This window comes from Mycobacterium sp. (assembly GCF_035570115.1).
Classification (GTDB): Bacteria; Actinomycetota; Actinomycetes; order Mycobacteriales; family Mycobacteriaceae; genus Mycobacterium.
Genome location: NZ_DATMLH010000244.1, coordinates 1 through 26,309 on the forward strand (window position 1 = coordinate 1; position 26,309 = coordinate 26,309).

The following is a 26,309-nucleotide window of genomic DNA, read 5'->3' on the forward strand; positions in this document are numbered from 1 at the left end:
ACCAGATCATCGGTCAGCAATGCCTGCGCAGCCACCGCGGCGATGTCGGTTTCGACGATCGGCGCGGCCGACGCCGCGGCGTACGGCCCGCCGACGACGTCACCGGCGCGAACCTGCGCCGACCACATGCCGACAAAATTCGACGCAAACACCGCGGGCCGCAGACTCACCCAGTCCAGGCCGGAGTCGACGGCGAGCTGCTCGACCTCCTTGTTGCGGTCACCGCGAAACCGCGACGGTTGGCGCGAGAAGTCATCGTCGGCGTTGATAGCCGACAACGCAACCAGCTTGGTGACCCCGCTGCGCCGCGCGAGCGCAACCACGTCGGCGAGGTCGCCGCCTAGCGCACGGGAATTGAGGAACACCGCCGACGCGCCGGGTAACGCGTCGACGGCCGAGTACACCGCCTCGACACCGTCGGGAAATCCGGCGGCCTCGGGTGTGCGGGTGACCGCCCGCACCGGCGCACCAGCGGCGGCTAGTTCCGAAACAAGCGGGCGGCCGACATTGCCGGTCGCTCCGGTCACGACGATCGTCACGATGGTCTCCTTCGCAAAAGATGCTTTTCATCTATGACGGGCCAGAAGATGGGAAAGTTACTCACCGCACCGCGTAACTTTTTGGCCGACCAGATCGTCGTGAATGAATGAGCCAACCGCAGTCAGCGAAAGACCGGATCACCGAGGCCTGGCGTCGGCATCGCCCGTACCTGGTCAACCTCGCCTATCAGATGGTGGGCGACGTCGGCGAAGCCGAAGACGTTGCGCAGGAGGCGTTTCTGCGGCTCTCTCGCACCGATCCCGACGAGATCGATGATGTCCGCGCCTGGCTGACGGTGGTGGCCGGCCGGCTCTGCCTGGACCAGGTGCGTTCCGCGCGCGCCCGATACGAGCGACCCGGCGACATCAGCCCAGAGGTTGCCGCGCTCAACCAGTCCGGTCGGTTGGACCCGGCTGACCAGATCACCCTCGACGACGAGGTGCGCACGGCGCTGCTGGAGGTGCTGCGCAGGCTGAGTCCTGGCGAGCGGGTGTCGTTTGTGTTGCATGACGTGTTCGCGGTTCCCTTCGACGCGATTGCCGAGACGGTGGGCCGCCCGGTCGGCACCTGCCGTCAGCTGGCACGGCGGGCGCGGGCGAAATTCGCACTGGCGCAGCCGAAGCCGGGCGACGTAGCGGTGGCCGAGCATCAGCTCGTCACCGAGAAATTCATCACCGCCTGCGCCAACGGCGATCTGCAGGCCTTGGCCGCGGTATTGGACCCGACGGTATGGGGCGTCGGGACGGTGCTCCTCGAGCCGGCCCCGCCACCCCAGATCAACCATGGCCCGCACGATGTCGCCGTCAATCTGCTGCGCTACCTGGGGCCGGGTGTGACGATCGTCAGCGGTCCTGCGGGCCAGCCGGTGCTGTTGGCCTTCGCCGACCGGCGGCTTTTCGCCGTGGTCGTGCTGACCATCCGCGGAGACCTGGTCACCAAGATCGAAGCCACCGCGGACCCGTCGGCCCGAGCGCAATGATCAGGGTTGTTCCGGCTTTTCGTCTGGGCGTGCCGCGAAGAATCCCGCCACTGATGCGGCGATACGCAGGAATGTCCGTCGCGTCGCGCGAGCCATCTCGCCCCTCACGTCGATGACGCCGCCGGGCCGCAGGTGCGGGTCGAAGGGCACCTCCACCACGATCTGGCCGCGGTTGAGGAACTGATTCGCCAGAACCGAGCGGGTCTGCTTATCAGAATGCCCGTCGGAATCGTTGAGAACCACCACGGTGTGCTGAAGCAGGGCGGTGCGGCCGTGTGCCGCCAGCCATTCCATCGTCTGCGCGGCCGCGGAAGCCCCGTCTGCCCATGGCGACGACACCACGATCAGCGCATCGAGATCACTCAGCGCCTCCTGGGTGACCGGCGCGTCCATGGTCGAACCGCAGTCGACGATCGAGATCGTGAAGTGACGGTCGAGCCGCGACGTCGCTTCGCGATAAAGCGCGGCATCAAGCACGCGGCGCGGCCCGGCCGTCGGTTCTCCGGCCAGCACGTACAGACCCGCCGAGTTGCTGCCGACGCGCGAGGTGACATCGGCGAACGACTGAAGATTCCGATCGGACGTCAGTTCCCAATACGAGCCACTGATCCGCGGGTCGATCCTGCTGCCAAGCCGACCGAACGCGGTGTCGGCGTCGACCGCCACCACGCGGTCCTGCCGGCGCAACTCAGCGAAGATCGACCCGACGCAGGCGGCGATGGTGGTTTTCCCGACGCCGCCCTTGCCCAGCACGCCCACTTTGAAGCTGCCGTGAAGTGCGGCGACAATGGTGGCCTCATCCGTGGTTTCTTGCTTTTCCTGGGTCGATGGCCCGGGGTTGATCAGGCCGAAAGTCGCTTTGTGAACGATGCGGCGCCAGCCGTACTGGGGGCTGGGGCGCCGCGGTTTGGGCGCAACCGGCGAGATGTCGATGCCGCCCCATCCCGGCGGCTGAGGTGCAGGGCCGGGACGCGGCGGCGCGGTCCACGGCGGCGGCACCGCTCTTGGATCGTTGGCCTGCGGGCGTGGCGGTGGCCCCGCCGGGCCGGGGCGCTGCACAGGCGCTAGCCGGCCCCGCAGGAAATCGTCATGGTTGTTCATCGTCAACTCGAAATCGCAGTCTCGTTAGGTCAGGCGGTCAGCGGCTCGGATGTCCAGTATTCACGCAAGCTGGCGATCCGATCGCCGTCGCATTCCAGGATGGCGACCTCGCGCATGCGCTTGCGGTGTCCCTTGACGACGTCGTCGAACCGCGCCTCCCACTCGGCGATGGCGGTCGTGCCGTCGAGATAGAGGCTGAGCAACTCGGCGGAGATGTTGGCCTGTTCCTTGACGACCTTGGTCTGCCAGTACTCCCGTATGCCGTGGTGGCCGCGGATAGGCTGCTCCAGCACCCGTTCGTGGTAAGTCGCGGACGGGGTGAAGATCGTGAGGATCAGATCGGGGTCCTGCGTCGTCCATGCGCGGATGTAGATGTCGATGAGCCTGCGTGCGTCCTCTTTGGCCAAGCTCATGGATTCTCCGTTAGCTGCTCGAGCGGAATCGGTGCATCGAAGGGGCTACGCCCGACAATGGCATCGTAGATGCGCCGCGGCTCACCCAGCACCACGGTGTTCAGGTCGACACCTTCAGCCGACTGCGGTTCGACGCGGACCCATCGCCATCGTTCGGCAACGACCTGACTGTCACTGAGGAACCCGGTGTAGTAACCGTCGAGCATCGTTTCACCGGGCAGCACCGCAAAGTGCAGCGAACCGTAGAAGTAGCTGTCGTTGATATTGCGCCAGCGCCCGATCAAGTGCCTGCCGAACAGACCCGCCTCGATCTCGTTCGGGAAACCGGACGCGTGTGCTTCGGCGCGCGGTTCGGGCGGGTAATTCCTCGCCGTTACAGCGTTATTCGTGACAGTGATGGTCGACAGGTCCACATGATGTTTGGTGCTGTCGAACACATAGCCGGTAACCCACAGGCCCGCCAACTGGGCGGGTTCGACCGCCGGCGCGATTGACGCGAACAGCGCTTCGTTCGTAGTGGCGGCCTGCTGAGGATCGATGTGGCCGAACAGTTCTCGCGCTGTCCAGCCTGGGAACATCCGCTCCAGCACCAGGCAGTGATAGCCGCGCGGGAGATTCTGAATGTGGCCACCCACCCAGCGATAGTATTGCGCCTTCGTCGGCGCCGACGCATGCCGGGGCAGGTCCAATTCCTTTGCGCGCCGCTCATATTCGACCACGAATTCCGAGTACTCGTGCAGGTGCCGCTGCTGCAGCAGTGACTTCAGCGCGATGGTCACAAGAAGAGGCTAAGGCAAAAAGAGACCAAACGAGACTCGATTAGCGCAAAACGATATCGCCAGGTGGCTGCGGCGCGACTCGGCCCCGACGCACTGTGGGGTGAACTGGCCGCCACCTATGGAAGTTGGCACGTCCACCTATAGAAAGGCCAACAGGGAGGCAGAATGATCAGATCCCTGGCCGAGGTCTTGTCGCCGGAAGCCGTCGTCGGCGCCTGCGTCGACGATCCGGACCGCTGGATAACGACCATCGATGAACAGGCGAAGGCCGCATGCCTTAATTGCCCGCGGCGCTGGTTGTGCGCGCGGGAGGCCTGCGAGATGCCCCGCGCCGAGGGGATGTGGGCCGGCGTCCTCATTCCCGAAGCGGGGCGCGGGCGCACCCACGCGCTTCGCCGGCTGCGTTCACTGGCCGAGCGGGGTGGCTATCCCGTCCGCCAGCCGGCGTGGCGATCGTCCTGAAGGCGGTGGGCTTGCGGGCACTGGCGGCGCAAAAATCCGGGCAATGTCTTCGGCAAAGTTGTCCGGCCCCGGGCGCGGACGGGGTCGCAGAACCTGAAGTTGCTCTCCGAAGCGACCCGTAGATCGGCGCTGCCATGACTAATGGCGAGCTGAATCACCTGGCCTGGCGTGATTCCGGGCGAACCGCCCGGTCGATTTCGTGTCTTTGACCACTTTCACAGCAAACTGTCGCCGCGAGTCACGCGGACGCACGCCCGGGGCTGCCCGCCCAGCAAACGCCGTTCGGCGGGTCCAAACGCGCAGCGACACATACTGACCCGGCAAACCCGCCAACCGGTGCCGCCGCAGCGAAGCGGCGCCCCCGATCGACGGGTTAGTATTGGTCAAGTTGGCATGTCAGGCGGGTTTTGTCATATCGTTTTACGACTTGTCGAGACCGGGTACAGGGCCACCGTTCAGCGCTGCACGGATGCATCCCCAACCGGATCAACCGCCGCCAGGCGACCAGCGTATCGACAAGACCGATGGGGCCTAGCCCGCAAGCCTTCCGGGCGCGGCGCCAACGGAGTGATTGATGAATTCTGCGGCAGAAAGTTCTGGTGGAGGGTCAGGTGAGAATGGCGCCCAACCGCGTCGGGCTCTACAACCCCGCATTCGAGCACGACTCATGCGGTGTGGCCATGGTCGTGGACATGCACGGCCGCCGCAGCCGCGACATCGTGGACAAGGCGATCACCGCGCTGCTCAACCTCGAGCATCGCGGCGCACAAGGCGCCGAGCCGCATAGTGGTGACGGCGCCGGCATTCTGATCCAGGTCCCCGATCACTTCTTGCGGTCGATTGTGGACTTCGAGTTGCCCGAAGCCGGTAGTTACGCCACCGGCATCGCATTTTTGCCGCAATCGTCCAAAGAGGCGGCTGCGGCGTGTGCCGCGGTGGAGAAGATCGTCGAGGCCGAGGGTCTGCAGGTGCTCGGCTGGCGCGACGTGCCGACCGACGACTCGTCGCTGGGCGCGCTGTCGCGTGACGCGATGCCCACCTTCCGTCAGCTCTTCATCGCCGGCGCCGGCGGCATGGAATTGGAGCGCCGGGCCTACGTCATCCGCAAGCGTGCCGAGCATGAACTCGGCACCAAGGGCCCGGGCCAGGACGGTCCGGGTCGCGAAACCGTCTATTTCCCAAGCCTTTCCGGGCAGACCTTCGTCTACAAAGGCATGCTGACCACCCCGCAGCTCAAGGCGTTCTACCTCGATCTGCAAGACGACCGGCTGACCAGCGCGCTGGGCATCGTGCACTCTCGGTTTTCGACGAACACCTTCCCGTCCTGGCCGCTGGCGCACCCGTTCCGCCGCATCGCCCACAACGGCGAGATCAACACCGTCACCGGTAACGAGAACTGGATGCGGGCCCGCGAGGCGTTGATCAAGACCGATGTCTTCGGCTCCTACGACGACGTCGACAAGCTGTTCCCGATCTGCACCCCGGGCGCTTCGGACACCGCGCGGTTCGACGAGGCGCTGGAACTGCTGCACCTGGGTGGGCGCAGCCTGGCCCACGCGGTGCTGATGATGATCCCCGAAGCGTGGGAGCGTCACGAGTCGATGGATCCGGCCCGGCGGGCGTTCTACCAGTACCACTCTTCGCTGATGGAGCCGTGGGACGGCCCCGCGTCGATGACGTTCACGGACGGCACCATCATCGGCGCGGTGCTCGACCGTAACGGCCTACGCCCGTCCCGGATCTGGGTAACCGCCGACGGCCTGGTGGTGATGGCTTCCGAGGCCGGCGTGCTAGACCTCGACCCGTCGACGGTGGTCCGGCGGATGCGGTTGCAGCCCGGCCGGATGTTCCTGGTCGACACCGCGCAGGGCCGCATCGTCTCCGATGAGGAGATCAAGGCCGAGCTGGCCGCCGAACAGCCCTATCAGGAGTGGCTGGACAACGGGTTGATTCCACTGGATGAGCTGCCGCAGGGCGACTACGTGCGGATGCTGCACCATCGGGTCGTCTTGCGCCAGCTGGTTTTCGGCTACACCTACGAGGAGCTCAACCTGCTGGTGGCGCCGATGGTGCGGACCGGCGCCGAGCCGATCGGGTCGATGGGAACCGATACGCCGGTAGCGGTGCTCTCTCAGCGGCCGCGGATGCTGTTCGACTACTTCCAGCAATTGTTCGCACAGGTGACCAACCCACCGCTGGACGCGATCCGCGAAGAAGTGGTGACCAGCCTGCAGGGCACCACCGGCGGGGAGGGCGATCTGCTCAACCCGAACGAGAATTCCTGTCGCCAGATCTCGTTGTTGCAGCCGATTCTGCGCAACCACGAACTGGCCAAGCTGATTAACCTCGACCCGGACGTCGAGGTCAACGGCCGTCGGCACGGTATGCGGTCCAAGGTGATTCGCTGTCTGTACCCGGTTGCCGAGAACGGCGCCGGACTGAAGGCGGCGCTCGACGAGGTGCGTGCGCAGACCTCGGCGGCGATCGCGGAGGGCGCGCGGATCATCATCCTGTCCGATCGGGAATCCGACGAGAAGATGGCCCCGATCCCGTCGGTGCTGGCGGTCTCCGCGGTGCACCACCACCTGGTTCGCGAACGCAGCCGTACCAAAGTCGGGCTGGTGGTCGAGTCGGGCGACGCCCGCGAGGTGCACCACATGGCCGCGCTGATCGGCTTCGGCGCAGCGGCGGTGAACCCGTACATGGCGTTCGAGTCGATCGAGGTCATGCTGGACCGCGGCGTGCTCCAGGGCCTCGACCGCGAGACGGCGCTTAAGAACTACATCAAGGCCGCCGGCAAGGGTGTGCTGAAAGTGATGTCCAAGATGGGCATCTCGACGTTGGCGTCCTACACCGGGGCCCAGCTGTTTCAGGCCGTGGGCGTGTCCGAGGAGATTCTCGACGAGTACTTCACCGGATTGACCTGCCCCACCGGCGGAATCACCCTCGCCGACATCGCCGCTGATGTCGCGGCCCGCCACGCGCTGGCTTTCCTGGATCGACCCGACGAACGCGCACACCGCGAACTCGAGGTGGGCGGCGAATACCAGTGGCGCCGTGAAGGTGAGTACCACCTGTTCAACCCGGAGACCGTGTTCAAGCTGCAGCACTCCACCCGCACCGGCCAGTACAAGGTCTTCAAGGATTACAGCCGGCTGGTCGACGACCAGAGCGAGCGGATGGCATCGCTGCGCGGGCTGCTGAAGTTCCGCGAGGGGGTCCGCCCGCCGATCCCGCTCGATGAGGTCGAGCCGGCCAGTGAGATCGTCAAACGCTTTGCCACCGGCGCGATGAGCTACGGCTCGATCTCCGCCGAGGCGCACGAGACGCTGGCCATCGCGATGAACCGGCTGGGCGGCCGGTCGAACTGCGGTGAAGGCGGCGAGGCCGTGAGCCGTTTCGAGCGTGACCCCAATGGGGATTGGCGCCGAAGCGCCATCAAGCAGGTCGCGTCGGCCAGGTTCGGCGTTACCTCGCACTACCTGACCAACTGCTCTGACATCCAGATCAAGATGGCGCAGGGCGCTAAACCCGGTGAAGGCGGCCAACTTCCGGGCAACAAGGTGTATCCCTGGATTGCCGAGGTGCGGCACTCCACACCAGGCGTTGGGTTGATCTCACCACCTCCACATCACGACATCTACTCGATCGAGGATCTGGCCCAGCTGATCCACGACCTGAAGAACGCCAACCCGTCGGCGCGTATCCACGTCAAGCTGGTCTCCGAAAATGGTGTTGGCACAGTGGCTGCCGGCGTCTCGAAGGCCCATGCCGACGTCGTGTTGATCTCCGGGCACGACGGTGGCACCGGCGCCACGCCGTTGACGTCGATGAAGCACGCCGGAGCGCCGTGGGAGCTCGGGCTGGCCGAAACCCAGCAGACGTTGCTACTCAACGGGTTGCGCGACCGGATTGTGGTCCAGGTCGATGGCCAGCTCAAAACCGGCCGTGACGTGATGATCGCGGCGCTGCTCGGCGCGGAGGAGTTCGGCTTCGCCACCGCTCCGCTGGTGGTGTCCGGCTGCGTGATGATGCGGGTGTGCCACCTGGACACTTGCCCGGTCGGGGTGGCCACCCAGAACCCGGTGCTGCGGGAGCGGTTCAGCGGCAAACCGGAGTTCGTGGAGAACTTCTTCCTGTTCGTCGCCGAAGAGGTCCGCGAGTACTTGGCGCAGCTCGGTTTCCGCACCCTCAACGAGGCTGTGGGCCAAGTCGGGTCGCTGGACACCACCTTGGCCCGCGCGCATTGGAAGGCGCACAAACTCGATCTGACACCGGTGCTGCTCGAACCGGAATCGGCGTTCATGAACCAGGATTTGTACTGCAGTTCCAAGCAGGACCATGGGCTGGACAAGGCGCTGGATCAACAATTGATCGTGATGAGCCGCGAGGCACTCGACTCCGGCAAACCCGTCCGATTTTCCACCACGATCGCCAACGTCAACCGAACCGTTGGCACCATGCTCGGCCATGAGGTGACGAAAGCCTATGGCGGCGAAGGGTTGCCGGATGGCACCATCGACATCACTTTCGACGGTTCGGCGGGCAACAGCTTTGGCGCGTTCTTACCCACGGGCATCACGCTGCGGGTGTACGGCGATGCCAACGACTACGTGGGCAAGGGATTGTCCGGGGGTCGGATCGTGGTGCGCCCATCCGACAACGTGCCGTCGGACTATGTCGCCGAGGACAACATCGTCGGCGGCAACGTTATCCTGTTCGGCGCCACCAGCGGCCAGGCATTCCTGCGAGGAGTGGTCGGTGAGCGGTTCGCCGTGCGCAACTCGGGCGCCCACGCGGTGGTCGAAGGCGTCGGCGATCACGGCTGCGAGTATATGACCGGCGGCCGGGTCGTGATTCTGGGTCAAACGGGCCGCAACTTCGCGGCGGGGATGTCCGGCGGCATCGCCTATGTCTACGACCCCGACGACACGTTGTCGGAAAACCTCAATTCGGAGATGGTGGAACTGGAGGCGCTCGACGATGATGACCTGGCCTGGCTGCACGGGATGGTTCAGGCGCACGTCGACGCCACCGACTCCGCGGTCGGTCAGCACATCTTGAACGACTGGACGGACGGACAGCGCCGCTTCGCCAAGGTGATGCCCCGCGATTACAAGCGGGTGCTGGAGGCGGTCGCCGAGGCCGAGCGCAGCGGCGCCGACCCCGACCAAGCGATCATGGCGGCCGCCAGTGCCTGATCCGAAGGGCTTTCTGAAGTACACCCATCGCGAAACGCCGAAACGCCGACCAGTGTCACTGCGGCTGCGCGACTGGCATGAGGTTTACGAGGACTTCCCGCACGAGACGCTGCAGCACCAGGCGACTCGTTGTATGGACTGCGGGATTCCGTTCTGCCACAATGGCTGTCCGCTGGGTAACCTGATACCGGAATGGAATGACCTGGTCCGCACCGGTCGTTGGCGCGACGCGATCGAACGCCTGCATGCGACCAATAACTTTCCGGACTTCACCGGCCGGCTCTGCCCAGCGCCGTGTGAATCATCGTGTGTGCTCGGGATCAACCAGGATCCGGTGACAATCAAGCAGATTGAGCTGGAGACCATCGACAACGCCTTCGATGAAGGCTGGGTGGTGCCGCTGCCACCGGATCAGCTCACCGGCAAGACGGTGGCGGTGGTGGGCTCCGGCCCGGCCGGTCTGGCCGCGGCGCAGCAACTGACCCGGGCCGGACACAAGGTCACGGTGTTCGAGCGCGCCGACCGCATCGGCGGACTGCTGCGCTATGGCATTCCCGAGTTCAAGATGGAAAAGCGCCATCTGGAACGGCGGTTGGACCAGATGCGGGCCGAAGGCACCGAATTCCGTGCCGGTGTCAATGTCGGTGTCGACATCACCGCCGAGCAGTTGCGCGCCGAGTTCGATGCGGTGGTGCTGGCCGGCGGCGCGACCGCGTCGCGGGATCTGCCGATCACCGGCCGCGAGCTCGACGGTATCCACCAGGCGATGGAATACCTGCCCTGGTCCAACCGGGTGCAAGAGGGCGACGATGTGCTTGGCCCAGACGGCGAGCCACCGATCACCGCAAAGGGCAAGAAGGTCATCATCATCGGCGGCGGCGACACCGGCGCCGACTGCCTGGGCACCGCGCACCGTCAGGGTGCGGCCAGCGTGCACCAATTCGAGATCATGCCGCGCCCGCCGGACACCCGCGCCCCGTCCACGCCGTGGCCGACCTACGAGCTGATGTTCCGGGTGTCCTCGGCGCACGAGGAAGGCGGGGAGCGGATGTTCTCGGTCAACACCGAGGAATTCGTCGGCCGTGACGGCCATGTCACCGCGCTGAAAGTGCACGAGGTGACGATGCAGGACGGCAAGTTCGTCAAGACCGAGGACACCGACTTCGAAATCGAAGCCGATCTGGTGTTGTTGGCAATGGGATTCGTCGGGCCGGAGCAGCCGGGACTGCTGACCGACTTGGGGGTTGAGTTCACCGATCGCGGTAATGTCGCGCGCGGCAATAGCTTCGAAACCTCGGTGCCCGGGGTCTTCGTTGCGGGCGACATGGGCCGAGGCCAATCGTTGATCGTTTGGGCAATCGCCGAGGGCCGCGCGGCCGCGGCGGGCGCGGACCGATTCCTGATGGGTGAAACCGCTCTGCCTGCGCCCATCGGGCCGACCGCGGCCCCGCAACGCTAGTCACATCTGCCCCATCGGCAACATTTGATAAATTTTCCGGCGCGTCTTACACTGTTTGCCAGCTATAGGGTGTCTAATTGCTCGATATAGGGCGCCGCGGGGGCGTGGTGCTCGACCACGTTGATCAATCGCAGGAGTGAGCACCGTGTATATCAATCCGATGAGCCGGTCGCGGGTCGGCCGAATCGCCTGGTTATGGTTCCGACACCCAGTTAAGTGCCGGGAATTCCCGGCCAAGCACGAGCGCCTAGTAACCGCGGAAGAGTTGTTGCGCTTCGGCGTGTGAGCGCCACCTCCGTCGGGCTGCTGATTAAGCCGGGCGTTTGCTAAACGTCATCGACTCGTTATGATCCCCGACACGGAGATCTGGAGATTGCTGACAAGGGGTTAGGTGGTCAGCCCCGAGTCTCGGATCGCCTCGGCCAGCGGCTCGAGCACTGCCGGGTCGTGCGGCGGCGCGATGTACACGATGCCGAGGTCCAGGCCTTCGGCGGCCAGGCCGGCCGCATCCTCGACGACCTTCGCGTAGTTGCGATCTGGTTTCAGGCGAAGGTGGGCTGACAGCCGGATCTCCTTGGGATCGCGCCCGATGTCGGCACAGTGTGAGGCCAGCACGTCGCGCTTGTGGGCGAACTGCTCGGGAGTGCCGCCGACGAAATTCCAGTGCTGCGCGTAACGGGCGGTGATCCGCAGCGTGCGCTTCTCGCCGCTGCCGCCGATGCAGATCGGAGGGTGCGGGTGCTGCGGTCCTTTGGGCTCGTTGCGGGCGTCTTTGAGCTGGTAGTACTTGCCGTCGAAGTTGGTGGTCGGCTGGCTCAGCAGGCTGGTCAGCACCTCGCAGGCCTCTTCGAATCGGTCGAAACGTTCCTTGATGCTGCCCAGCTCGATGCCGTAGGCGCCGGATTCCTCCTCATTCCACCCGGCGCCGATGCCCAGCTCCAGCCGGCCGTTCGAGACGACGTCAAGGGCGGCAGCCATATTGGCCAGTACCGCGGGGTGACGGTAGTGGATGCCGGTCACCAGGGTGCCCAGCCGCAGTCGAGTGGTGGCCTGGGCCAGCGCGGTGAGGGTGGTCCAGCCCTCCAGGCACGGGCCGGTCGAGTTTCCGAAAATCGGGTAGAAGTGATCGAACGTCCACCCGGATTCGAAGACGTCGATGTCGTCGGCTTCCTTCCAGACGGCGAGCATCCGTGCCCAGGTGGTGTCTTGCGGGGAGGTTTTGAACGCGAATCGCATCACATCGACATTAGCCGGGTGTCCGAAACCCGCAGCTAGCTAGACTCGGCCGAGCAATGAACTGGCATCTGGGCATCGACACCAAAATCACCCTGCTGGCAGCCGGATTGATATTCCTGCTGGCGCTGGTCCTCGGTGTCTGGAAGTACCGCCAGATCATGGTGGCGCCGGATCACCGCGCGCATCCCTATGTCGACATCGCGCATCGCGCGGCCCTGCTCTACTCGTTCGCGACGCTGCTGCTCGCGGCGTTCGTGGAGCTGAGCGCCTGGCCGACCTGGGTAAACCTGACCGCGGCGGCAGTGGTGGTGTTCTTTTTCGTTGCCGCTATCGGCGTTTATATTGTCCACGGTGCCCTCCGCGACACCACCAACCAGTTCGAACACCCCACCCGAGGTTCGCAGGTGTCGATGGTGTTGCTCATCGTCGGTGAGATCGGCGGCTTCGGGGTGTTGCTTGCCGGTTTCATCGCCGGCCAACTGGTGACGTAAACCTTCGTCTGACGGGCACACTGAAGCCATGGATCCGGTGGTCGCGCTGCGACAGATCGCCTACTACAAGGACCGGGCGCGTGAGGACTCTCGCCGCGTGATGGCCTACCGCAACGCCGCCGACATCGTCGAACGTCTTGACGACGCGGAGCGGGAGCGCCACGGTCAGGCCAACAGCTGGCAGTCGCTGCCGGGTATCGGGCCGAAGACGGCGAAGGTGATCGACCAGGCCTGGTCCGGGCGGGAGCCCGACCTGCTGGTCGAATTGAGCGCTGCCGCTGAGGATCTCGGCGGTGGTGAAATTCGTGCGGCGCTGCGCGGCGACCTGCATCTGCATTCGAACTGGTCGGACGGTTCGGCAAATATCGAGGAGATGATGGCCACCGCGGCGGCGTTGGGCCACGAGTACTGCGCGCTGACCGACCACTCGCCGCGGCTGACCATCGCCAACGGGCTGTCACCTGAGCGGCTGCGCAAACAGCTCGACGTGATCGAGCAACTACGCGACCGGTTCGCGCCGATGCGGATCCTTACCGGCATCGAGGTGGACATTCTCGACGACGGCAGCCTGGACCAGGAGCCCGATCTGCTGGAGCGCCTCGACGTCGTGGTGGCCAGCGTGCACTCGAAGCTGTCGATGGATTCCGACGCGATGACCCGCCGGATGGTGCGCGCGGTCAGCAACGGCCACGCCGACGTGCTGGGCCATTGCACGGGCCGACTGGTCGCCGGGAACCGCGGAATCCGCCCGGAGTCGAAGTTCGACGCCGAAGTGGTGTTCACCGCCTGTCGCGATCACGGCACCGCCGTCGAAATCAACTCCCGACCCGAACGTCGCGACCCGCCAAGCCGGCTGCTGAACCTCGCTTTAGAGATCGGGTGCGTGTTCAGCATCGACACCGACGCGCACGCACCGGGTCAACTCGACTTTCTCGGCTACGGCGCGCAGCGGGCGTTGGACGCAGGCGTGCCGGTTGACCGGATCGTCAACACCTGGCCGGTCGACAAGCTGCTGGCTTGGACGGGTTAGCCGGGTCAGCCCGGAGCCACCAGGGACATCAATTCGGTTCCGTCATCGGACAACTGCACCAGCGTGGTGTTGATCCGCCATACGGCGCGGAATGAGCCGACGGCCGATTTGAGCGTCCACAGGGTGTCGCAGGTTTTGAGATCCATCGCGGTCGTGACGAGGCCGACGTTGGGATTGCCGTCCTCCAACACGCCGACCGCGCCATCGCTGCCGATGTAGCCGATCATGTCGGTGTCGCACGCCTTGCCTTCGGCGCCGGTCTGCAAGTCGTACTGCTGCCAGCGTTTTTTGATGCCGTCGACGGACACCTGCACGAAGAATCTGTTTCCCACCAGACGCGAATACTGGGGGGTGTCACCGGTTGCTTCAAGGAGCTGTCCGCCGTCGGGGGTGTACACCGCCCAGTGATCCGGCCCCGTCAACAACCGAACGATCGGCAGGTCCGGGCTACCGATCTTCGCCATTAACAGATCGCCGTGGATGCTGTGCCGGCTGGTCCGTTTGGCCGTGTCGTCGAAAAACTGTACCCGCGTGGACCTTTCGCTGTCGGCGATCTCAGCAGCGAACCCACCGGGGTAGACCGCAGTCTGCTGCTGCTGCGCGCCGGCGTCCAATTCCGGCGTGATCACTGCGCCGTCCTTGAGTGAAAAGACCTCCTCAGCGTCCGATCCTCGGCCCGGCGTTGTTTGACTGGCGATCGGCAGTGGCGCCACGTCACGGTTGCCGAGATATTTCTGGTCGACCGATCCGCGACCGGGAACGAACCAGGTCGTCTCGGCGTGTGGCCCCACGCCGTAGACGCCCTGCTGCTCCGTTTCGGCGACCGCGTAGATGCCGACCTGGTGGACTGTGAGCGTCGCCGGATCAACGCGAAGATCGGTCGGGCCGGCGTAGGACACTCTGCCGGTGGCCGCGTCGATCACCCATGCGGTGACGTCATGCACATCGTGCCGCAGGCACAACACCGCGTTGGGGCCGTTGACAAAGCAAGCGGGCGCGCGCGCCTCGGAACTCAGCGGCACCGGCGCAAAAAGGCGCCGACCGTCGCGCATGCCGATCCCGACCAGCCACCACTGGGTGTCCGGTGCCCCGGGACTGCCCGCCACGAAGTAGGCCTGATCACCGAGGTTCCCGACGAACGGTCTGGACGAGAACGGATCCGACTGCGTGGCGATTCTGCTTTGGCCGGGTAAACCCAGCTCCGCGAAACCGCTTCTCCAGCCGGGCACGGGCTGCGCGCGCATCGACGACGCCAGAAACGTCTGGGCCGGCGGCTGCCAAACGGGGCGCGAGTGGGTGGGGTTAGCGCGCGTCCGCCACACGATGAGAAGCGTCGCAGCGACAACCACAACGGCGACCACGACGAGCGAAGCCACTATCACCGGCCGACGCCGGCGTGGATGAGGCGTCGTCGTAGTTGCCGTATAGCCAACGGGATCTCCGGTGCGCAGTCAGTCCGGAAGATGCGGCATCTCCACGCCAGGGTCGCGGCCGACCAGCACGCCGCGGGTGAGCGCCGACTTCCCGTAGCGGCGACGCACCCGGTCGACAGCCGCGTCGACGGCCCCGACGTCCTTGGGCTGTCCTTGCGCCGCGCTGAAGGGCAGCAACAGCTGCTCGGCGCCGCTGCGGTCGATCTCCGAGACCGCGAACCCGACCAAGGTCAGACCCCGCTCGGCGATCAGCGGCGCGGCGGTTGCGACCAGTTGCCGCGCTGTGGCAAGGATGGTTTGCGTCGATGAGGTGGCCCACGGCAACGTGTGCGACCGGGTGGCCCGGCCGAAGTCGTTGAACCGCAACCGCAATGTCACCGTTCGACCGGTCCGCCCGGCCGCCCGCATTCGCCCGGTGATCCGGTCGACCAGGCCGATCACGACCGCGTCGACCTGGGCGGGTGACATGGTGTTGCCCGCGCGGCCAAGCGCACGCTGAGCGCCCACCGAGCGCCGGCGAGCGCCCGTCGAGACCCGACGGGGATCGACGTTGCGGGACAGCGCATACAGCCGGCCGCTCATCGCCCCGCCCACCAGCGAGGCGAGCATCGACTCACTGAGCTCGGCCACGTCGGCAACCGTTTCGATGCCGTGGACGTGCAGCTTGTCGGCGGTTACCGCCCCGACGCCCCACAGCCGGCGCACCGGGAGCGGATGCAGGAAGGCGAGCTCTCGTCCGGGCGGAACCAGCAGCAGGCCATCGGGTTTGGCTTCCTGGCTGGCGACCTTGGCGAGGAACTTCGTCCGCGCGATGCCGACGGTGATGGGTAGGCCGACGCGGTCGCGTACTTCGCGGCGCAGCCGGTCCGCGATTTGGACCGGTGTGCCGGAGACCCGACGCAGCCCGCCGACGTCGAGGAACGCCTCATCCACCGAAATCGGCTCCACCAGCGGGGTGGTGTGGCGGAAAACCTCGAAAACCGCGTCACTGGCCTGCGAGTAGGCGGCCATCCTGGGCGGGACCACCGCGGCGTGCGAGCACAACCGCCGAGCCTGTGCGCCCCCCATCGCGGTGCGCACACCGTAGGCCTTGGCTTCGTAGCTGGCCGCCAGCACCACCCCGCCGCCGACGATCACCGGCCGGCCGCGCAGGGTTGGGTCGTCGCGCTGTTCGACCGACGCGTAGAACGAGTCGAGATCCGCGTGGAGAATGCTTGCCTCGGTGCGCACGAACATATGTTCGCATCGAGCGGTGACTTCTAGCCAGGCGGTCCGTAGATGCTGCTGACCCATATATGGGCCAGGGTGTCGACGACGCGGTCCTCAACGACCGCCGGCTGTTCAGCGGACAGGGTCGCCATCATGGTGCGCTCATTCATTTGGTTCAGCGACGTCGCGAGGTCCGCTGCCGGGATCGTCTCCGGTGCGGCGCCCCGCGCTCGTTCGGCGATGATCATGGCCTCCGTGTGGTCGATCCACTTCTGCATGAAGCCCGACCACACGGCGCGGAACTCCGAGCTGGTGGCCAGCGCCTCCGTGCCAGCTCGGGCCACCGCACGGTGCGAGTCGAACGCGGTGAAAAACGCTTTGATGCCATTTCGCCACACCCGACGTGGATCCATTGGCAGGCGTTGCGCTGCGCCGTCGAACTCCGCGTCGGCACGGGCGATCATGGGCTCGAGCAGCGACAGCAGGACCGCTTCCTTGGACTTGAAATAGAAGTAGAACGTGGGCCTCGAAAGGCCGGCGCCCTTGGCCAGGTCGTCGACGGAGATGTCGGCAAATGAGCGCTCTTCGAGCAACCGCTCGGCAGTCGCAAGGATCGCCTGCTCACGGTCGTCGCCCGACGGGCGTGCCGAGCGACGCCCTCTCGAGGTGCGGGTGGAGCTGACGGTAGCCACGACCGCTACTTTACACGGTGTTGAGAAATTCGACAGGGTGTTGACGCACTCAACACGGTGTTGATACCGTGACGCCATGACTGAACACCTCGACGTCGTTATCGTGGGCGCCGGCATCTCCGGTATCAGCGCCGCATGGCACCTGCAGGATCGCTGCCCGACCAAGCGCTATGTGGTCCTCGAGCGCCGCGACGATCTCGGCGGCACCTGGGACCTGTTCCGCTACCCAGGCATCCGCTCCGACTCGGACATGTTCACGCTCGGCTTCCGGTTCAAGCCATGGGAGTCGGCCCAGTCGATCGCCGACGGGGCGTCGATCAAGGCCTACGTCAAGGAGGCCGCGGCGGAGAACGGCATCGACCGGCACATCCGTTACCGCCACCGGGTGCTGGCCGCCGAATGGTCCGACGCCGACAATCACTGGATCGTCACCGTAGACAACGACGGCCGCCAGGAAGAGATCACCTGTTCGTTCTTGTTCGCGTGCAGCGGCTACTACAACTACGACGAGGGCTACTCGCCGACGTTCGAAGGCGCGGAGGATTTCCAGGGCACGATCGTGCATCCGCAGCACTGGCCCGAGGACCTCGACTATGCGGGCAAGAGGGTCGTCGTCATCGGCTCCGGCGCCACCGCGGTGACCCTTATTCCGGCGTTGGTGAACTCCGGCGCCGGCCACGTCACCATGCTGCAGCGCTCGCCGACCTATATCGGCTCGCTGCCCCTGATCGATCCCGTCGCCGAGCGGGCCAACCGGTGGCTGCCGGCCCGTGCTGCGCATGTCGTGAACCGTTGGAAGGCAATCGCTTTCACCACGGCGCAGTACCAGCTTGCCCGGAAATTCCCCGCCTACATGCGCAAGACCCTGCTGACGATGGCCAAGCGGCGGTTGCCCGAGGGCTACGACGTGGAGAAGCACTTCGGCCCGAGCTACAACGTGTGGGACCAGCGGTTGTGCCTGGCTCCCAACGGTGACCTGTTCAAGACCATCCGGCACGACCAGGCCGAAGTCGTCACCGACACCATCGACCGGTTCACCAAGACAGGCATCAAGCTCAGCTCCGGTGACGAGCTGCCGGCCGACATCATCATCACCGCAACGGGTTTGAACCTGCAGCTGTTCGGTGGCGCCGCGATCCGGCGTAACGGCATGCCCGTCGAACTCACCGAGTTGATGGCCTACAAGGGCATGATGCTGACCGGCATGCCGAACATGGCGTTCACCATCGGCTACACCAACGCGTCCTGGACGCTGAAGGCCGACCTGGTATCGGAGTTCGTCTGCCGGGTACTCAACTACATGGATGCCAATGGCTACGACACCGTGGTGCCACAGCATCCGGGGGACTCGGTGGACGAGCGTCCGCTGATGGACTTCACTCCGGGATATGTGCTGCGGGCCCTGGACTACCTGCCCAAGGCGGGCTCAGTCAGCCCGTGGCGACTCAAGCAGAACTATCTGCTCGACCTGCAGCTGATCCGGCGTGGCCGCGTCGATGAGGAGGCATTGCACTTCGCCAGAAAGCCTGCCGCCCTGCCGGTTTAGCCGGTAGCCGCTGCGGCGACGACGACGATACCGTCGTCGTCGCTGTAGGCCATGTCGCCGGGCACGAATGTCACCCCGCCGAAGCTGACCGTGACGTCCCGCTCACCCGCGCCGGTCTTGCTGCTCTTGCGGGGGTTGGTGCCGAGCGCCTTGATGCCGAGGTCGATGCTGCACAGGGCCGCGGCATCCCGAACGGCACCGTGTATCACCAGCCCGGCCCAGCCGTTGGAGTGCGCCAACTCGGCGATCAGGTCGCCGACCAGTGCGGTGTGCAACGAGCCGGCGCCGTCGATCACCAGCACACCGGCGTCGCCGGGCGTCGACAGCACCGACTTCAGCAGGGCGTTGTCCTCGAGGCAGCGCACCGTGGTGATCGGCCCGGCGAATTGTGTTCGCGCGCCGAATTGGCGGAATTGGACGTCACAGCTACGTACGTCGGGCCCGATATCGTCGACCAGGTCAGCCGTGGGCCGGAATATCACCGTCACCGGGCCATGCTAGCTAGCGCGCCGACGCAATTGGCGCGCCAGTAGCAATGCCAGCAGACTGATCGCGATCGCCACCGCCAACGGCACCGGTGAGCGACCGGCTGACGACTCGCCAACTTGCCCGGACACCGGGTTGCTCGCCGCATCCACAGTCGATTTCGCCTGTGCCGCGGCATCTTTCGCTGCCGCGGCAAGCTGGCCGTTGGTCTCGATCCGCGATGGCGGTATGGGCTGGCTTTTCAGCGTGGCGGCGCTGGGTTCGACTTTTTTGGCCGGCGCCTTCTTCGCTGGCGCTTTTTTGGCCGGTGCCTTCTTGGCGGCCGCCTTTTTAGCTGCTGCCTTCTTCGGTGCTGCCGGCTGAGCCTTTTTCGCCGCTTTTGCCGCCTTGGCCGGAGCTTTTTTGGCTGGCGTCTTTTTCGCCGGTTTATCCGGCGCCTTCGCCGATGGCGGGGACGGTTCCGCGGCGCGCTCCGGCGGTTTTGCCGGTGCGTCGTCGGTCGGCAATGTGGGCGGCGCGGGCGGGGTGGGTCCGGCGCCGGGCGGATGTTCGGGTTCGCTGTCGGGTGTGTTGTCCGGGTGATCCTGCGGGTCTGCCATGCGGCTGCTCCTTTGCAGTTTCTCGTCGGGTACACCGGCCAGGTACATCAGCAGTCGAATCCATCATGCCAGGTGGGCATTCCGGGTTAGCCCGGCGACCGCCGGGCCGTCAGCGCCCCTTCCGCGCCGCCCATATCGCCGCGCCGGCCACGAGCGCCACCGCGCCGACAACGAACGGCCAGACCGGGAGGTCGCCGCTCCCCGTATCCGAGTTGTCCGCCGTCGGCCCGGGTGTGCCGGTGCCGGCTGTCGTCAGCCGAAACGACCAGGATCCGGTCACCACGTGCCCGTCTGCCGAGGTCACTCGGTAATTCGCGGTGTAGTTTCCGGCCGGTCCAAGCGGTCGTACGCCGACGCTGACGACCGCGCCCCGCACCTGCGGTTGCCCGGAAGACCATAGGTTGCGGTCCGGACCGATGACCGTCATCGCGGCGAACGTGGTTTGCAGATCCTCGTTGAAGGTCGCGCTGACGTGCGTCGGACCGATGCTGACAGCCGCATTCTCGGGGGGGTCGACCGACACCCGGGCGGCATGCGCACTGGCGGCTCCGGCGGCCAAGGTGGCGCCGATGGTGACCGCTAACAAGAGCAGACTCACCGCAACCAAGCGTGCTCGCCGGCTCATGTCCGTCGTGCCAGCAGCGCGACACCGATACCCAGGGCAGCGAAGAGTAGGGCGGCTCCACCAAGGATCCGGGCGGTGTTATCGGCTGCGGCCCTTGGCTTTTGCGTGGACGGCGATGCCACGGCGGTCGGCGCTGTGGTGCTGGTTGGATGTGGGTGATGGGTGGGCGGCGACGGCGTCCCCTCGGCGAGCGTCAGCATCGGCACCGGATTGGACGGCTCAGCCCCGCCAGGCTGCGGCGACTGATCCCACTTGACCACCGCTCCGTCGGCGTAGGTCTGGGTGGCCGGGAAGCTGACGGTGTCGGTGTCGGGAAACTTCACATTGATCCGGAACAGCCCGAACTGATCGACCGGAATGCCGCCGTTCGGTGCTGCCGTCCAGGTGACCGAGTGCACGACCCCGGACGCGGGATCGCGGTCGAGTTTGGCCGACCAACCGGGCTGCGTTTCGGCCTGTACGGAAGTGACGTTGGATAGATCGACCGTGAGAGCGGTGGTGGCCGCCCCCTTGGTGGACTCATTGGGCACCTGGAAGGTGACCAGCGCCATGCCGCCGCGGACAGCGTCGTCGCTGCTGGCCTGGACATGGGCCGACGCCAGCGCGATGGCGGCAGTCGATCCGAGGAGGTAGAGCGTGGTGGCGGCGGCAGCCGAGATCAGGGCGCGCCAAACCGTATTGCGGTGCCATGACATCCGATTGCTCTTCCTTTGTCGAAGGGGTGGAATCAGACCGCCCCCGGCGGGCGGCCATGGATTCAGGTCAATCCGAGCCGCGCCATCAGGTCGGCGTCGATCTCATCGAGTTGTCGGGAGATTGCGGCGTGGGCGGCACGGCGGCGTGCGGCGGGCATGTTCTCTGCAGCGGTGACGGCCGCCGACAAGTCGGTGAGACGTTCGGAAATGGCGGCCACGAATTGGTTGGTCTCGGCGTCCTTGGGCTTCTTTTCCTGCACCGTATGCAACGATTGCTCGGCGCCGGCCACGCGGGCCGACAACCGGCCGCCGTGCCCGGAAAACTGCCCGATCTGGGCTAACGGAACCCCGAGCTGGTCGGCGCGCCGCTGGTCGATCAAGCCGCGGGCGGCTATGGCGACGCGATAAGCCAGCGGCACCACGATCGGAGCGAGCAGCCGAGACACCGTCAGGATCCTGCGAATACGTATCGGCGAGAGCAACTTGCCCTCTCGCACCGCCTTGAGTTTGGTCTCGGCCACTTTCAACGCCGTAAGGTCGCTGTCCCGCTGTGCCCTCAAGTGGTCCCTGAGCGCCTTCGATTCGGCTCGCTGTGCGGTTTTGAACCGGCGAGCCTCGTTTTTCGCCGATAGTCTCGCCTCGAGTCTGGCCCGGGATTTGATCGCGCGAGCCTCGGCACGACGCGTCGCGCGGGTCTTTCGCTTGCCGAATAGGCCCATCCGCGGCCGCCTCCCCGGTATCTCGTCGACGATCGAGGTGCGCTGTGCCCCATCGATGGGCCAACCCTAACCGGCCCGCATCGCCGGCTAGGCGTCCAGGTGTTCCTTACGGCGTAGCTCGTCAACGCGCTGCGCGATGTCGTGTTGCGCCTCCGCGGACAAACCGCTGGCGCGAAGGGCGATCCGCCGAACACCCTCGTCGCGCATGGTCATCAGCCACGACAATTCCCTGTCGAGCTTTTCGTAGTACTCGTCGTCGGTGAAGTAGGCGGGCTTGATACGGAAGAAGTTGGCCAAGGCGGCCATGGTGGCGGCCGACGGATTTGTCCGGTTGCCGGAGCGTAGCTGCGACAGGTAGGGAGCCGACATCGTGACGCCCTCCGACTTAAGCGACGCGATTACCTCGGCGGAGGTGTGCGGCCCCCGCCCGGGCGGGTAAACCGTGTCGAACAGGCGGTTCAGGCGGGCAGAAAACGTCGTGCTCATCGATATGACCTCCACCGGGTCGGTAGAACAAATAACTCCATCCACGTATTTGCTGACCATCGTAGCGACAGTTATCGCCGCAACCAAGTGCAAACTTGTGGGCGGTAGCCGCCGACGGCCGCAGTGGTCGCTTGCGGCCCGGCCAATGTGCCGCGAGCTCTTTACGCAGCGAATTCACAAGACATGCCAAGCGAATTGTGTAGCGTTTCGTGGCCTCTGTGCTCAGCGACCGCTGCAGGTGGCTTCGCCGGTCGAGTGCATCCGACGCTACGGCAACCGGTGCGCTGCGCCGACATCTCGAAAAGCCGATTTGCTGTCACGCGCGGTGCGGTACTCGTGAACTCGGTTTCTGACCACGCCTCCGGCCACGTCCGCAGACCAACGGCGACCGGCTTCGTCCCGCGTGGACCGTCGTGGCGAGTTCGGGGAGCTTCAGGCGGCGAGCAGCATGGCCAGGATCGCAGTGTCGGGATGGCTGATGGGGTCGACGCCGACGCGACTCACCATCGAGGTGATCGTCCCGTCGGCCTCTGCCTCCACCCAGGCGGCGCGGTGCTCCAGCCCCAGATACGGCAGCCCCGGCAGCAGCACACATCCCGACGCCGCGCCGTTGCATTCGGGTAACGACGGCGTGGTCTCCGAGGGTGGATGCAGCATCAACAGAGCCGGCGGCTGATGGTCAGCGAAATAGCCTGGCCGAATGGCGGATTCGCCAACCACCGGACCCTCGGCCAGCACCAGTCCGACGGTGCCCGGCGCAGGAGCGTCCGGGAGTTCTTCACGAGCACCGAATACCGTTGTGGTGTTTAGCAATCCAGGTAGCGATGCTACTCTGACCGCAACCATCAACAGTTGTGCCCATTCTTTCGTCGAGTCGGGCCAACGCCCGGAAATGACAAACCCTTTCAGGGCACCACGAGAATGGAATGGGGCCACCTCGATGGCCCGGCCGGACCCGGTTTCCATTTCGCCCTCCGCCATACATCGGTTCGGGTACCCAGCGATACGCCGGTGGGTCGATCAACTCAGCATGCGTCAGCCGGTGGATACCCGCAAGCTGACACGAGCAACAAACTGCAAGAAGCAGTAAAAAGAAACACGGCCGAAATAGTGATCGGGGCGCCGCGCGAATGGCGCGACGCCCCGATCGGGTGAATTCAACTAAAGTCAGCCAGCGATCAGCCCCTTGGCCTTCGAAGTCGCCGCTGCGTAACGCGATTGGACATCCTCCCAGTTCACGACGTTCCAGAATGCCTTGGCAAAGTCGGCCTTCACGTTCTTGTACTGCAGGTAGAAGGCGTGCTCCCACATGTCAAGCACCAGCAACGGAACGATGCCGAGCGGGAAATTGGTCTGATGGTCGTATACCTGGAATACCAAGAGCTTCTGGCCGAGACTGTCCCAGCCAAGTGCTGCCCAGCCCGAACCCTGCACGGTGGTGGCAGCCGAGGTGAACTGACCGCGGAACTTGTCGAATGATCCGAAGGCGTCATCAATGGCGGCCGCGAGCTCGCCGGTCGGCTTGTCACCACCGTTGGGGGACAAGTTCTTCCACCACAGACTGTGGTTGACGTGGCCGGCCAAGTTGAAGGCCAGGTTCTTCTCGTACAGCAGAATCGCCGAGAAATCCTCTTTCTCGCGTACCTCTTCCAGCTTGGCCACGGCGTCGTTGGCGCCCTTGACGTAGGTGGCGTGGTGCTTGCTGTGGTGCAGCTCGTTGATTTGACCCGAGATATGGGGCTCCAGTGCTCCGTAGTCCCAGTCCAGGTCGGGCAAAGTGTATTCAGCCACGGGATTCCTTCCTTCGATGATCGTTGCCGAGCTACTTCTGACGCTCCACTCGCAGGCTGTTAGCGGCGCGGCGGCTTGGGTTGGTCAACCATGTCAACCCTGCTCCATCACCGCGCGCACCGCAAGAACGAGTGCGATGCGCGAATACCCCGCGGCGGGGCTTCAGACCCAAATGATGACGGCGAGGACGGCCAGCAAAACCAGGGCGATCAGGCCGGCGCGCAAACCGGCGAGCAAGTAGGAGCGATTGCACGTGGGCGAATCGGTGTACCAGCGCGACGAAGATCCCGCCGGCAGCGACTGCGGCCCGATCGGTTGCGTTGTCATCGGATGATCCCGACCTTTGCGTCCAACTCTTCCCCCAGTGAGATGAGTCACAGATACTCCCAGTGGTCGCGATCATAACCCCTTATGTACCGCCGTGAAAATTGAGCCGAAAGCGGATGGCTGACCAGCATCTTTTTGCTGGCCGACCTTGATGGGCAGGCGCGAGCCCGGCGGCTGGTCCCCGGGGCCGCTGCACTGTGACATCCCCGATAAGGGGGATGCGGCGGGGCGGCTTGACCCATGCTGAGAATTCGCTCAGCGTCGGGCGGATCTGTCGATCGCGACGCGAAATACCCGAGGTGTTATCCACAGCTGGTACCCGAGCCGGTCTATTGACCCCTTATCAATGCGACCGGTGTCGGATAGCCGGTTGTGGATAAACCTGTGGAAACTGTGGATACCGGTTGGTAGCTGGATGAGGCTTTCTGCGCAGCGGGATCCCGCGTGCCAAGATCAAGCGCATGGACGGTGAACCGGTGGTCGCACAGACAGATGTTGCCGACCTGCCCACTGAATTCGGCGTGGGGGCAGTGTTGCTAGATGTGCGGGAGGACGACGAATGGCGCCGCGGTCACGCCGCGGGCGCCCGGCACATCCCGATGGGTGACGTGCCGGCCCGGGTCGACGAGATCGACCCACAAGCGAAGTTGTACGTCATCTGCAAGGCCGGAGGCCGCTCGCAGAAAGTGGCGCAGTATCTGGCCCGCAACGGGTATGAACCCGTCAACGTCAGTGGCGGGATGCTGGCGTGGGCCAACGCCGGTCGTGCAGTGGTCACCGATGACGGCGGCCCCGGCAGCGTCTGACCGAGCCATGCATCGTCGCCCGGCTAGGCTGATGCGGTGATCCGCGCCGGCGACGATGCAGAGCGACGTGACGAGGGGCGGCGCCAATGATCCAAGTGTGCTCCCAGTGCGGCACACGCTGGAACGTTCGTGATCGACAGCGTGTGTGGTGTCCGCGCTGCCGCGGGACGCTGCTGGCGCCGTCGGGAGATACGCCCGGCGCCGATCCGCGGTGGAGCGCCGGCCCGCAGACACCGCCGCGGTTGCCACCGGGCTACCGGTGGATTGCGGTGCGTCCCGGCCCGCCGCCGCCGCCACGACGTCGTCGGCGGCCGCTCGGGCCGACGCCGCGATACCCGGTGATACCGCGCTGGGGTCTGCAGGATCGCATCGAATCGGATGGCGCCGGGCGCGGTTCGGCGGTGCGGCAATCCCCACCGGCGCGTCGGGTGCATGCGGCGTTCTTCGCGACGGCGATGGCGCTGGGCATCGCAGCCCTGGTTCATCTGCTGCGCTATGTGCTGCTGATCATCAACCGCAACACGTTGCTGAATTGGCTGGTGGCTGACGCAGCCGCGCTGCTGAGTGTGTTGGCCAGTCTGGCCGCGATCGCGGCGGTGATCACCTACGCCGTGCTGCTGACGCAATGGCTGATCGCGCGCCGCGCCGCTGCCTTCGCCCATTGCGGTAGGTCGGAGACGCGTAAGCCGTGGGCGCTGAGGGCCGGTTGTCTGCTTCCTCCATCGGCCGCGATGGCGCTGGCGATCATCTTCGCCGTTGCCCAGGCGACGTTCGGTCACTCAGCCAGCTGGGGGTTGATGGCCGCCTGTGTGGTGTTCAGTTGTCTGCCCCTACTCGCCGCGGTGTGGTCGCTGGTCTATGTCATCGAGCTGGCGAAAACGGAAGACAGCTACACCCGGCTGCGCGGGCCGATCTGGGCATGGTGGCTGCTGTGGCTGCTCAGCAGCGTCACTTCGGTCTTCACAACGATTACCAGCGGGGCGCAGGACGCCCAAGGCATCGCGAATAACACGGTGGCCATGATCGTCGCCTACCTGCTCGCGTTGGCCGCAGTGATTGCCACTTCGAGGGTCTTCGAGGGATTTGAGAGCAAACCGGTCGAACGGCCCGCCCATCGCTGGGTGGTGGTCGCCGACGATGGACCCGGCGCGCCGGGATCGGCTCCCGCAGTTGAGTTGGCGGGTGAGGAACCGGCAGCATAGTG

Annotated in this window: 26 protein-coding genes; 9 read left to right on the top strand and 17 right to left on the bottom strand. The window is 65.4% G+C overall.

Annotated features, from left to right (window positions below; all coding sequences use genetic code 11):
• The coding region (locus VNW74_RS22540; protein ID WP_325680921.1) for an SDR family oxidoreductase at window positions 1-539 on the bottom strand (539 nt) is incomplete at its 3' end.
• A gap of 107 nt (window positions 540-646) precedes the next feature.
• On the opposite strand from VNW74_RS22540, the gene sigI reads away from it, so the two are divergent.
• The gene (sigI, locus tag VNW74_RS22545; RefSeq protein WP_325680923.1) at window positions 647-1,519 is read left to right on the top strand and encodes an RNA polymerase sigma factor SigI; all 873 of its coding nucleotides are present in this window, start codon (window positions 647-649) and stop codon (window positions 1,517-1,519) included.
• Here sigI and VNW74_RS22550 read toward each other — a convergent pair whose 3' ends face one another.
• From VNW74_RS22550 to VNW74_RS22560, 3 genes are read right to left on the bottom strand one after another with little or no spacing between them, the layout of a single operon-like run.
• On the bottom strand, window positions 1,520-2,620 hold the full coding sequence (locus tag VNW74_RS22550; protein ID WP_325680925.1) for a MinD/ParA family protein: 1,101 nt from the start codon (window positions 2,618-2,620) through the stop codon (window positions 1,520-1,522).
• Between the two features lie 29 nt (window positions 2,621-2,649).
• The gene (locus VNW74_RS22555) at window positions 2,650-3,033 is read right to left on the bottom strand and encodes a nuclear transport factor 2 family protein (protein ID WP_325680926.1); all 384 of its coding nucleotides are present in this window, start codon (window positions 3,031-3,033) and stop codon (window positions 2,650-2,652) included.
• Window positions 3,030-3,812 (bottom strand): hypothetical protein, encoded by a 783-nt coding sequence (locus VNW74_RS22560; protein ID WP_325680928.1) that lies wholly within the window; start codon window positions 3,810-3,812, stop codon window positions 3,030-3,032. The genes VNW74_RS22555 and VNW74_RS22560 overlap by 4 nt, the downstream gene beginning before the upstream one ends.
• Before the next feature lie 165 nt (window positions 3,813-3,977).
• Between VNW74_RS22560 and VNW74_RS22565 the strand changes: the two genes are divergently transcribed.
• The 3 genes from VNW74_RS22565 to VNW74_RS22575 all read left to right on the top strand — a co-directional run bounded on the left by VNW74_RS22565 (window position 3,978) and on the right by VNW74_RS22575 (window position 10,934).
• Window positions 3,978-4,274, top strand: coding sequence for a WhiB family transcriptional regulator (locus VNW74_RS22565; protein ID WP_325680929.1), 297 nt, complete (start codon window positions 3,978-3,980; stop codon window positions 4,272-4,274).
• Window positions 4,275-4,891: 617 nt separating this feature from the next.
• Window positions 4,892-9,475, top strand: coding sequence for a glutamate synthase large subunit (gene gltB / locus VNW74_RS22570; protein ID WP_325681006.1), 4,584 nt, complete (start codon window positions 4,892-4,894; stop codon window positions 9,473-9,475).
• Window positions 9,468-10,934: a glutamate synthase subunit beta gene (locus tag VNW74_RS22575; protein ID WP_325680931.1), complete on the top strand. Its 1,467-nt coding sequence runs from the start codon at window positions 9,468-9,470 to the stop codon at window positions 10,932-10,934. The genes gltB and VNW74_RS22575 overlap by 8 nt, the downstream gene beginning before the upstream one ends.
• 387 nt (window positions 10,935-11,321) lie before the next feature.
• On the opposite strand, the gene VNW74_RS22580 is transcribed toward VNW74_RS22575, so the two are convergent.
• Window positions 11,322-12,170, bottom strand: a complete 849-nt coding sequence (locus VNW74_RS22580) for an LLM class F420-dependent oxidoreductase (RefSeq protein WP_325680933.1) — start codon at window positions 12,168-12,170, stop codon at window positions 11,322-11,324.
• Between the two features lie 56 nt (window positions 12,171-12,226).
• Between VNW74_RS22580 and VNW74_RS22585 the strand changes: the two genes are divergently transcribed.
• Window positions 12,227-12,661: a hypothetical protein gene (locus VNW74_RS22585; RefSeq protein WP_325680935.1), complete on the top strand. Its 435-nt coding sequence runs from the start codon at window positions 12,227-12,229 to the stop codon at window positions 12,659-12,661.
• Window positions 12,662-12,689: 28 nt separating this feature from the next.
• Complete coding sequence (locus tag VNW74_RS22590; protein WP_325680937.1) at window positions 12,690-13,691, top strand: PHP domain-containing protein; 1,002 nt, start codon at window positions 12,690-12,692, stop codon at window positions 13,689-13,691.
• Window positions 13,692-13,696: 5 nt separating this feature from the next.
• Here VNW74_RS22590 and VNW74_RS22595 read toward each other — a convergent pair whose 3' ends face one another.
• From VNW74_RS22595 to VNW74_RS22605, 3 genes are all read right to left on the bottom strand, one after another.
• Complete coding sequence (locus tag VNW74_RS22595; RefSeq protein ID WP_325680939.1) at window positions 13,697-15,073, bottom strand: hypothetical protein; 1,377 nt, start codon at window positions 15,071-15,073, stop codon at window positions 13,697-13,699.
• A gap of 69 nt (window positions 15,074-15,142) precedes the next feature.
• Window positions 15,143-16,360 carry a DNA polymerase IV gene (gene dinB / locus VNW74_RS22600; protein ID WP_325680940.1) on the bottom strand — a complete coding sequence of 406 codons (1,218 nt, stop codon included), beginning with the start codon at window positions 16,358-16,360 and terminating at the stop codon, window positions 15,143-15,145.
• Window positions 16,361-16,383: 23 nt separating this feature from the next.
• Window positions 16,384-17,025 carry a TetR/AcrR family transcriptional regulator gene (locus VNW74_RS22605; protein WP_325680942.1) on the bottom strand — a complete coding sequence of 214 codons (642 nt, stop codon included), beginning with the start codon at window positions 17,023-17,025 and terminating at the stop codon, window positions 16,384-16,386.
• Between the two features lie 76 nt (window positions 17,026-17,101).
• On the opposite strand from VNW74_RS22605, the gene VNW74_RS22610 reads away from it, so the two are divergent.
• Window positions 17,102-18,571 carry an NAD(P)/FAD-dependent oxidoreductase gene (locus tag VNW74_RS22610; protein ID WP_325680944.1) on the top strand — a complete coding sequence of 490 codons (1,470 nt, stop codon included), beginning with the start codon at window positions 17,102-17,104 and terminating at the stop codon, window positions 18,569-18,571.
• Here VNW74_RS22610 and rraA read toward each other — a convergent pair.
• From rraA to VNW74_RS22655, 9 genes are all read right to left on the bottom strand, one after another.
• The gene (rraA, locus tag VNW74_RS22615; protein WP_325680946.1) at window positions 18,568-19,059 is read right to left on the bottom strand and encodes a ribonuclease E activity regulator RraA; all 492 of its coding nucleotides are present in this window, start codon (window positions 19,057-19,059) and stop codon (window positions 18,568-18,570) included. The genes VNW74_RS22610 and rraA overlap by 4 nt on opposite strands.
• A 9-nt stretch (window positions 19,060-19,068) precedes the next feature.
• Window positions 19,069-19,563: a nucleoid-structuring protein H-NS gene (locus tag VNW74_RS22620; protein ID WP_325681008.1), complete on the bottom strand. Its 495-nt coding sequence runs from the start codon at window positions 19,561-19,563 to the stop codon at window positions 19,069-19,071.
• A gap of 202 nt (window positions 19,564-19,765) precedes the next feature.
• Window positions 19,766-20,281 carry a copper resistance CopC family protein gene (locus VNW74_RS22625; RefSeq protein WP_325680948.1) on the bottom strand — a complete coding sequence of 172 codons (516 nt, stop codon included), beginning with the start codon at window positions 20,279-20,281 and terminating at the stop codon, window positions 19,766-19,768.
• Window positions 20,278-20,976 carry a YcnI family protein gene (locus VNW74_RS22630; RefSeq protein ID WP_325680950.1) on the bottom strand — a complete coding sequence of 233 codons (699 nt, stop codon included), beginning with the start codon at window positions 20,974-20,976 and terminating at the stop codon, window positions 20,278-20,280. The genes VNW74_RS22625 and VNW74_RS22630 overlap by 4 nt, the downstream gene beginning before the upstream one ends.
• Before the next feature lie 62 nt (window positions 20,977-21,038).
• Window positions 21,039-21,695, bottom strand: coding sequence for a DUF6474 family protein (locus VNW74_RS22635; RefSeq protein WP_325680952.1), 657 nt, complete (start codon window positions 21,693-21,695; stop codon window positions 21,039-21,041).
• A gap of 87 nt (window positions 21,696-21,782) precedes the next feature.
• On the bottom strand, window positions 21,783-22,181 hold the full coding sequence (locus tag VNW74_RS22640; protein WP_325680953.1) for a transcriptional regulator: 399 nt from the start codon (window positions 22,179-22,181) through the stop codon (window positions 21,783-21,785).
• 432 nt (window positions 22,182-22,613) lie between these two features.
• Complete coding sequence (locus VNW74_RS22645; RefSeq protein ID WP_324437854.1) at window positions 22,614-23,147, bottom strand: peptidase; 534 nt, start codon at window positions 23,145-23,147, stop codon at window positions 22,614-22,616.
• Window positions 23,148-23,348: 201 nt separating this feature from the next.
• The gene (locus VNW74_RS22650; RefSeq protein WP_325680955.1) at window positions 23,349-23,972 is read right to left on the bottom strand and encodes a superoxide dismutase; all 624 of its coding nucleotides are present in this window, start codon (window positions 23,970-23,972) and stop codon (window positions 23,349-23,351) included.
• Window positions 23,973-24,134: 162 nt separating this feature from the next.
• The gene (locus VNW74_RS22655; RefSeq protein WP_325680957.1) at window positions 24,135-24,299 is read right to left on the bottom strand and encodes a hypothetical protein; all 165 of its coding nucleotides are present in this window, start codon (window positions 24,297-24,299) and stop codon (window positions 24,135-24,137) included.
• A 461-nt stretch (window positions 24,300-24,760) separates the two neighbouring features.
• Between VNW74_RS22655 and VNW74_RS22660 the strand changes: the two genes are divergently transcribed.
• Window positions 24,761-25,105: a rhodanese-like domain-containing protein gene (locus VNW74_RS22660; protein ID WP_325680959.1), complete on the top strand. Its 345-nt coding sequence runs from the start codon at window positions 24,761-24,763 to the stop codon at window positions 25,103-25,105.
• An 86-nt stretch (window positions 25,106-25,191) separates the two neighbouring features.
• Window positions 25,192-26,307, top strand: coding sequence for a DUF4328 domain-containing protein (locus VNW74_RS22665; RefSeq protein WP_325680961.1), 1,116 nt, complete (start codon window positions 25,192-25,194; stop codon window positions 26,305-26,307).
• Window positions 26,308-26,309: the final 2 nt, after the last annotated feature.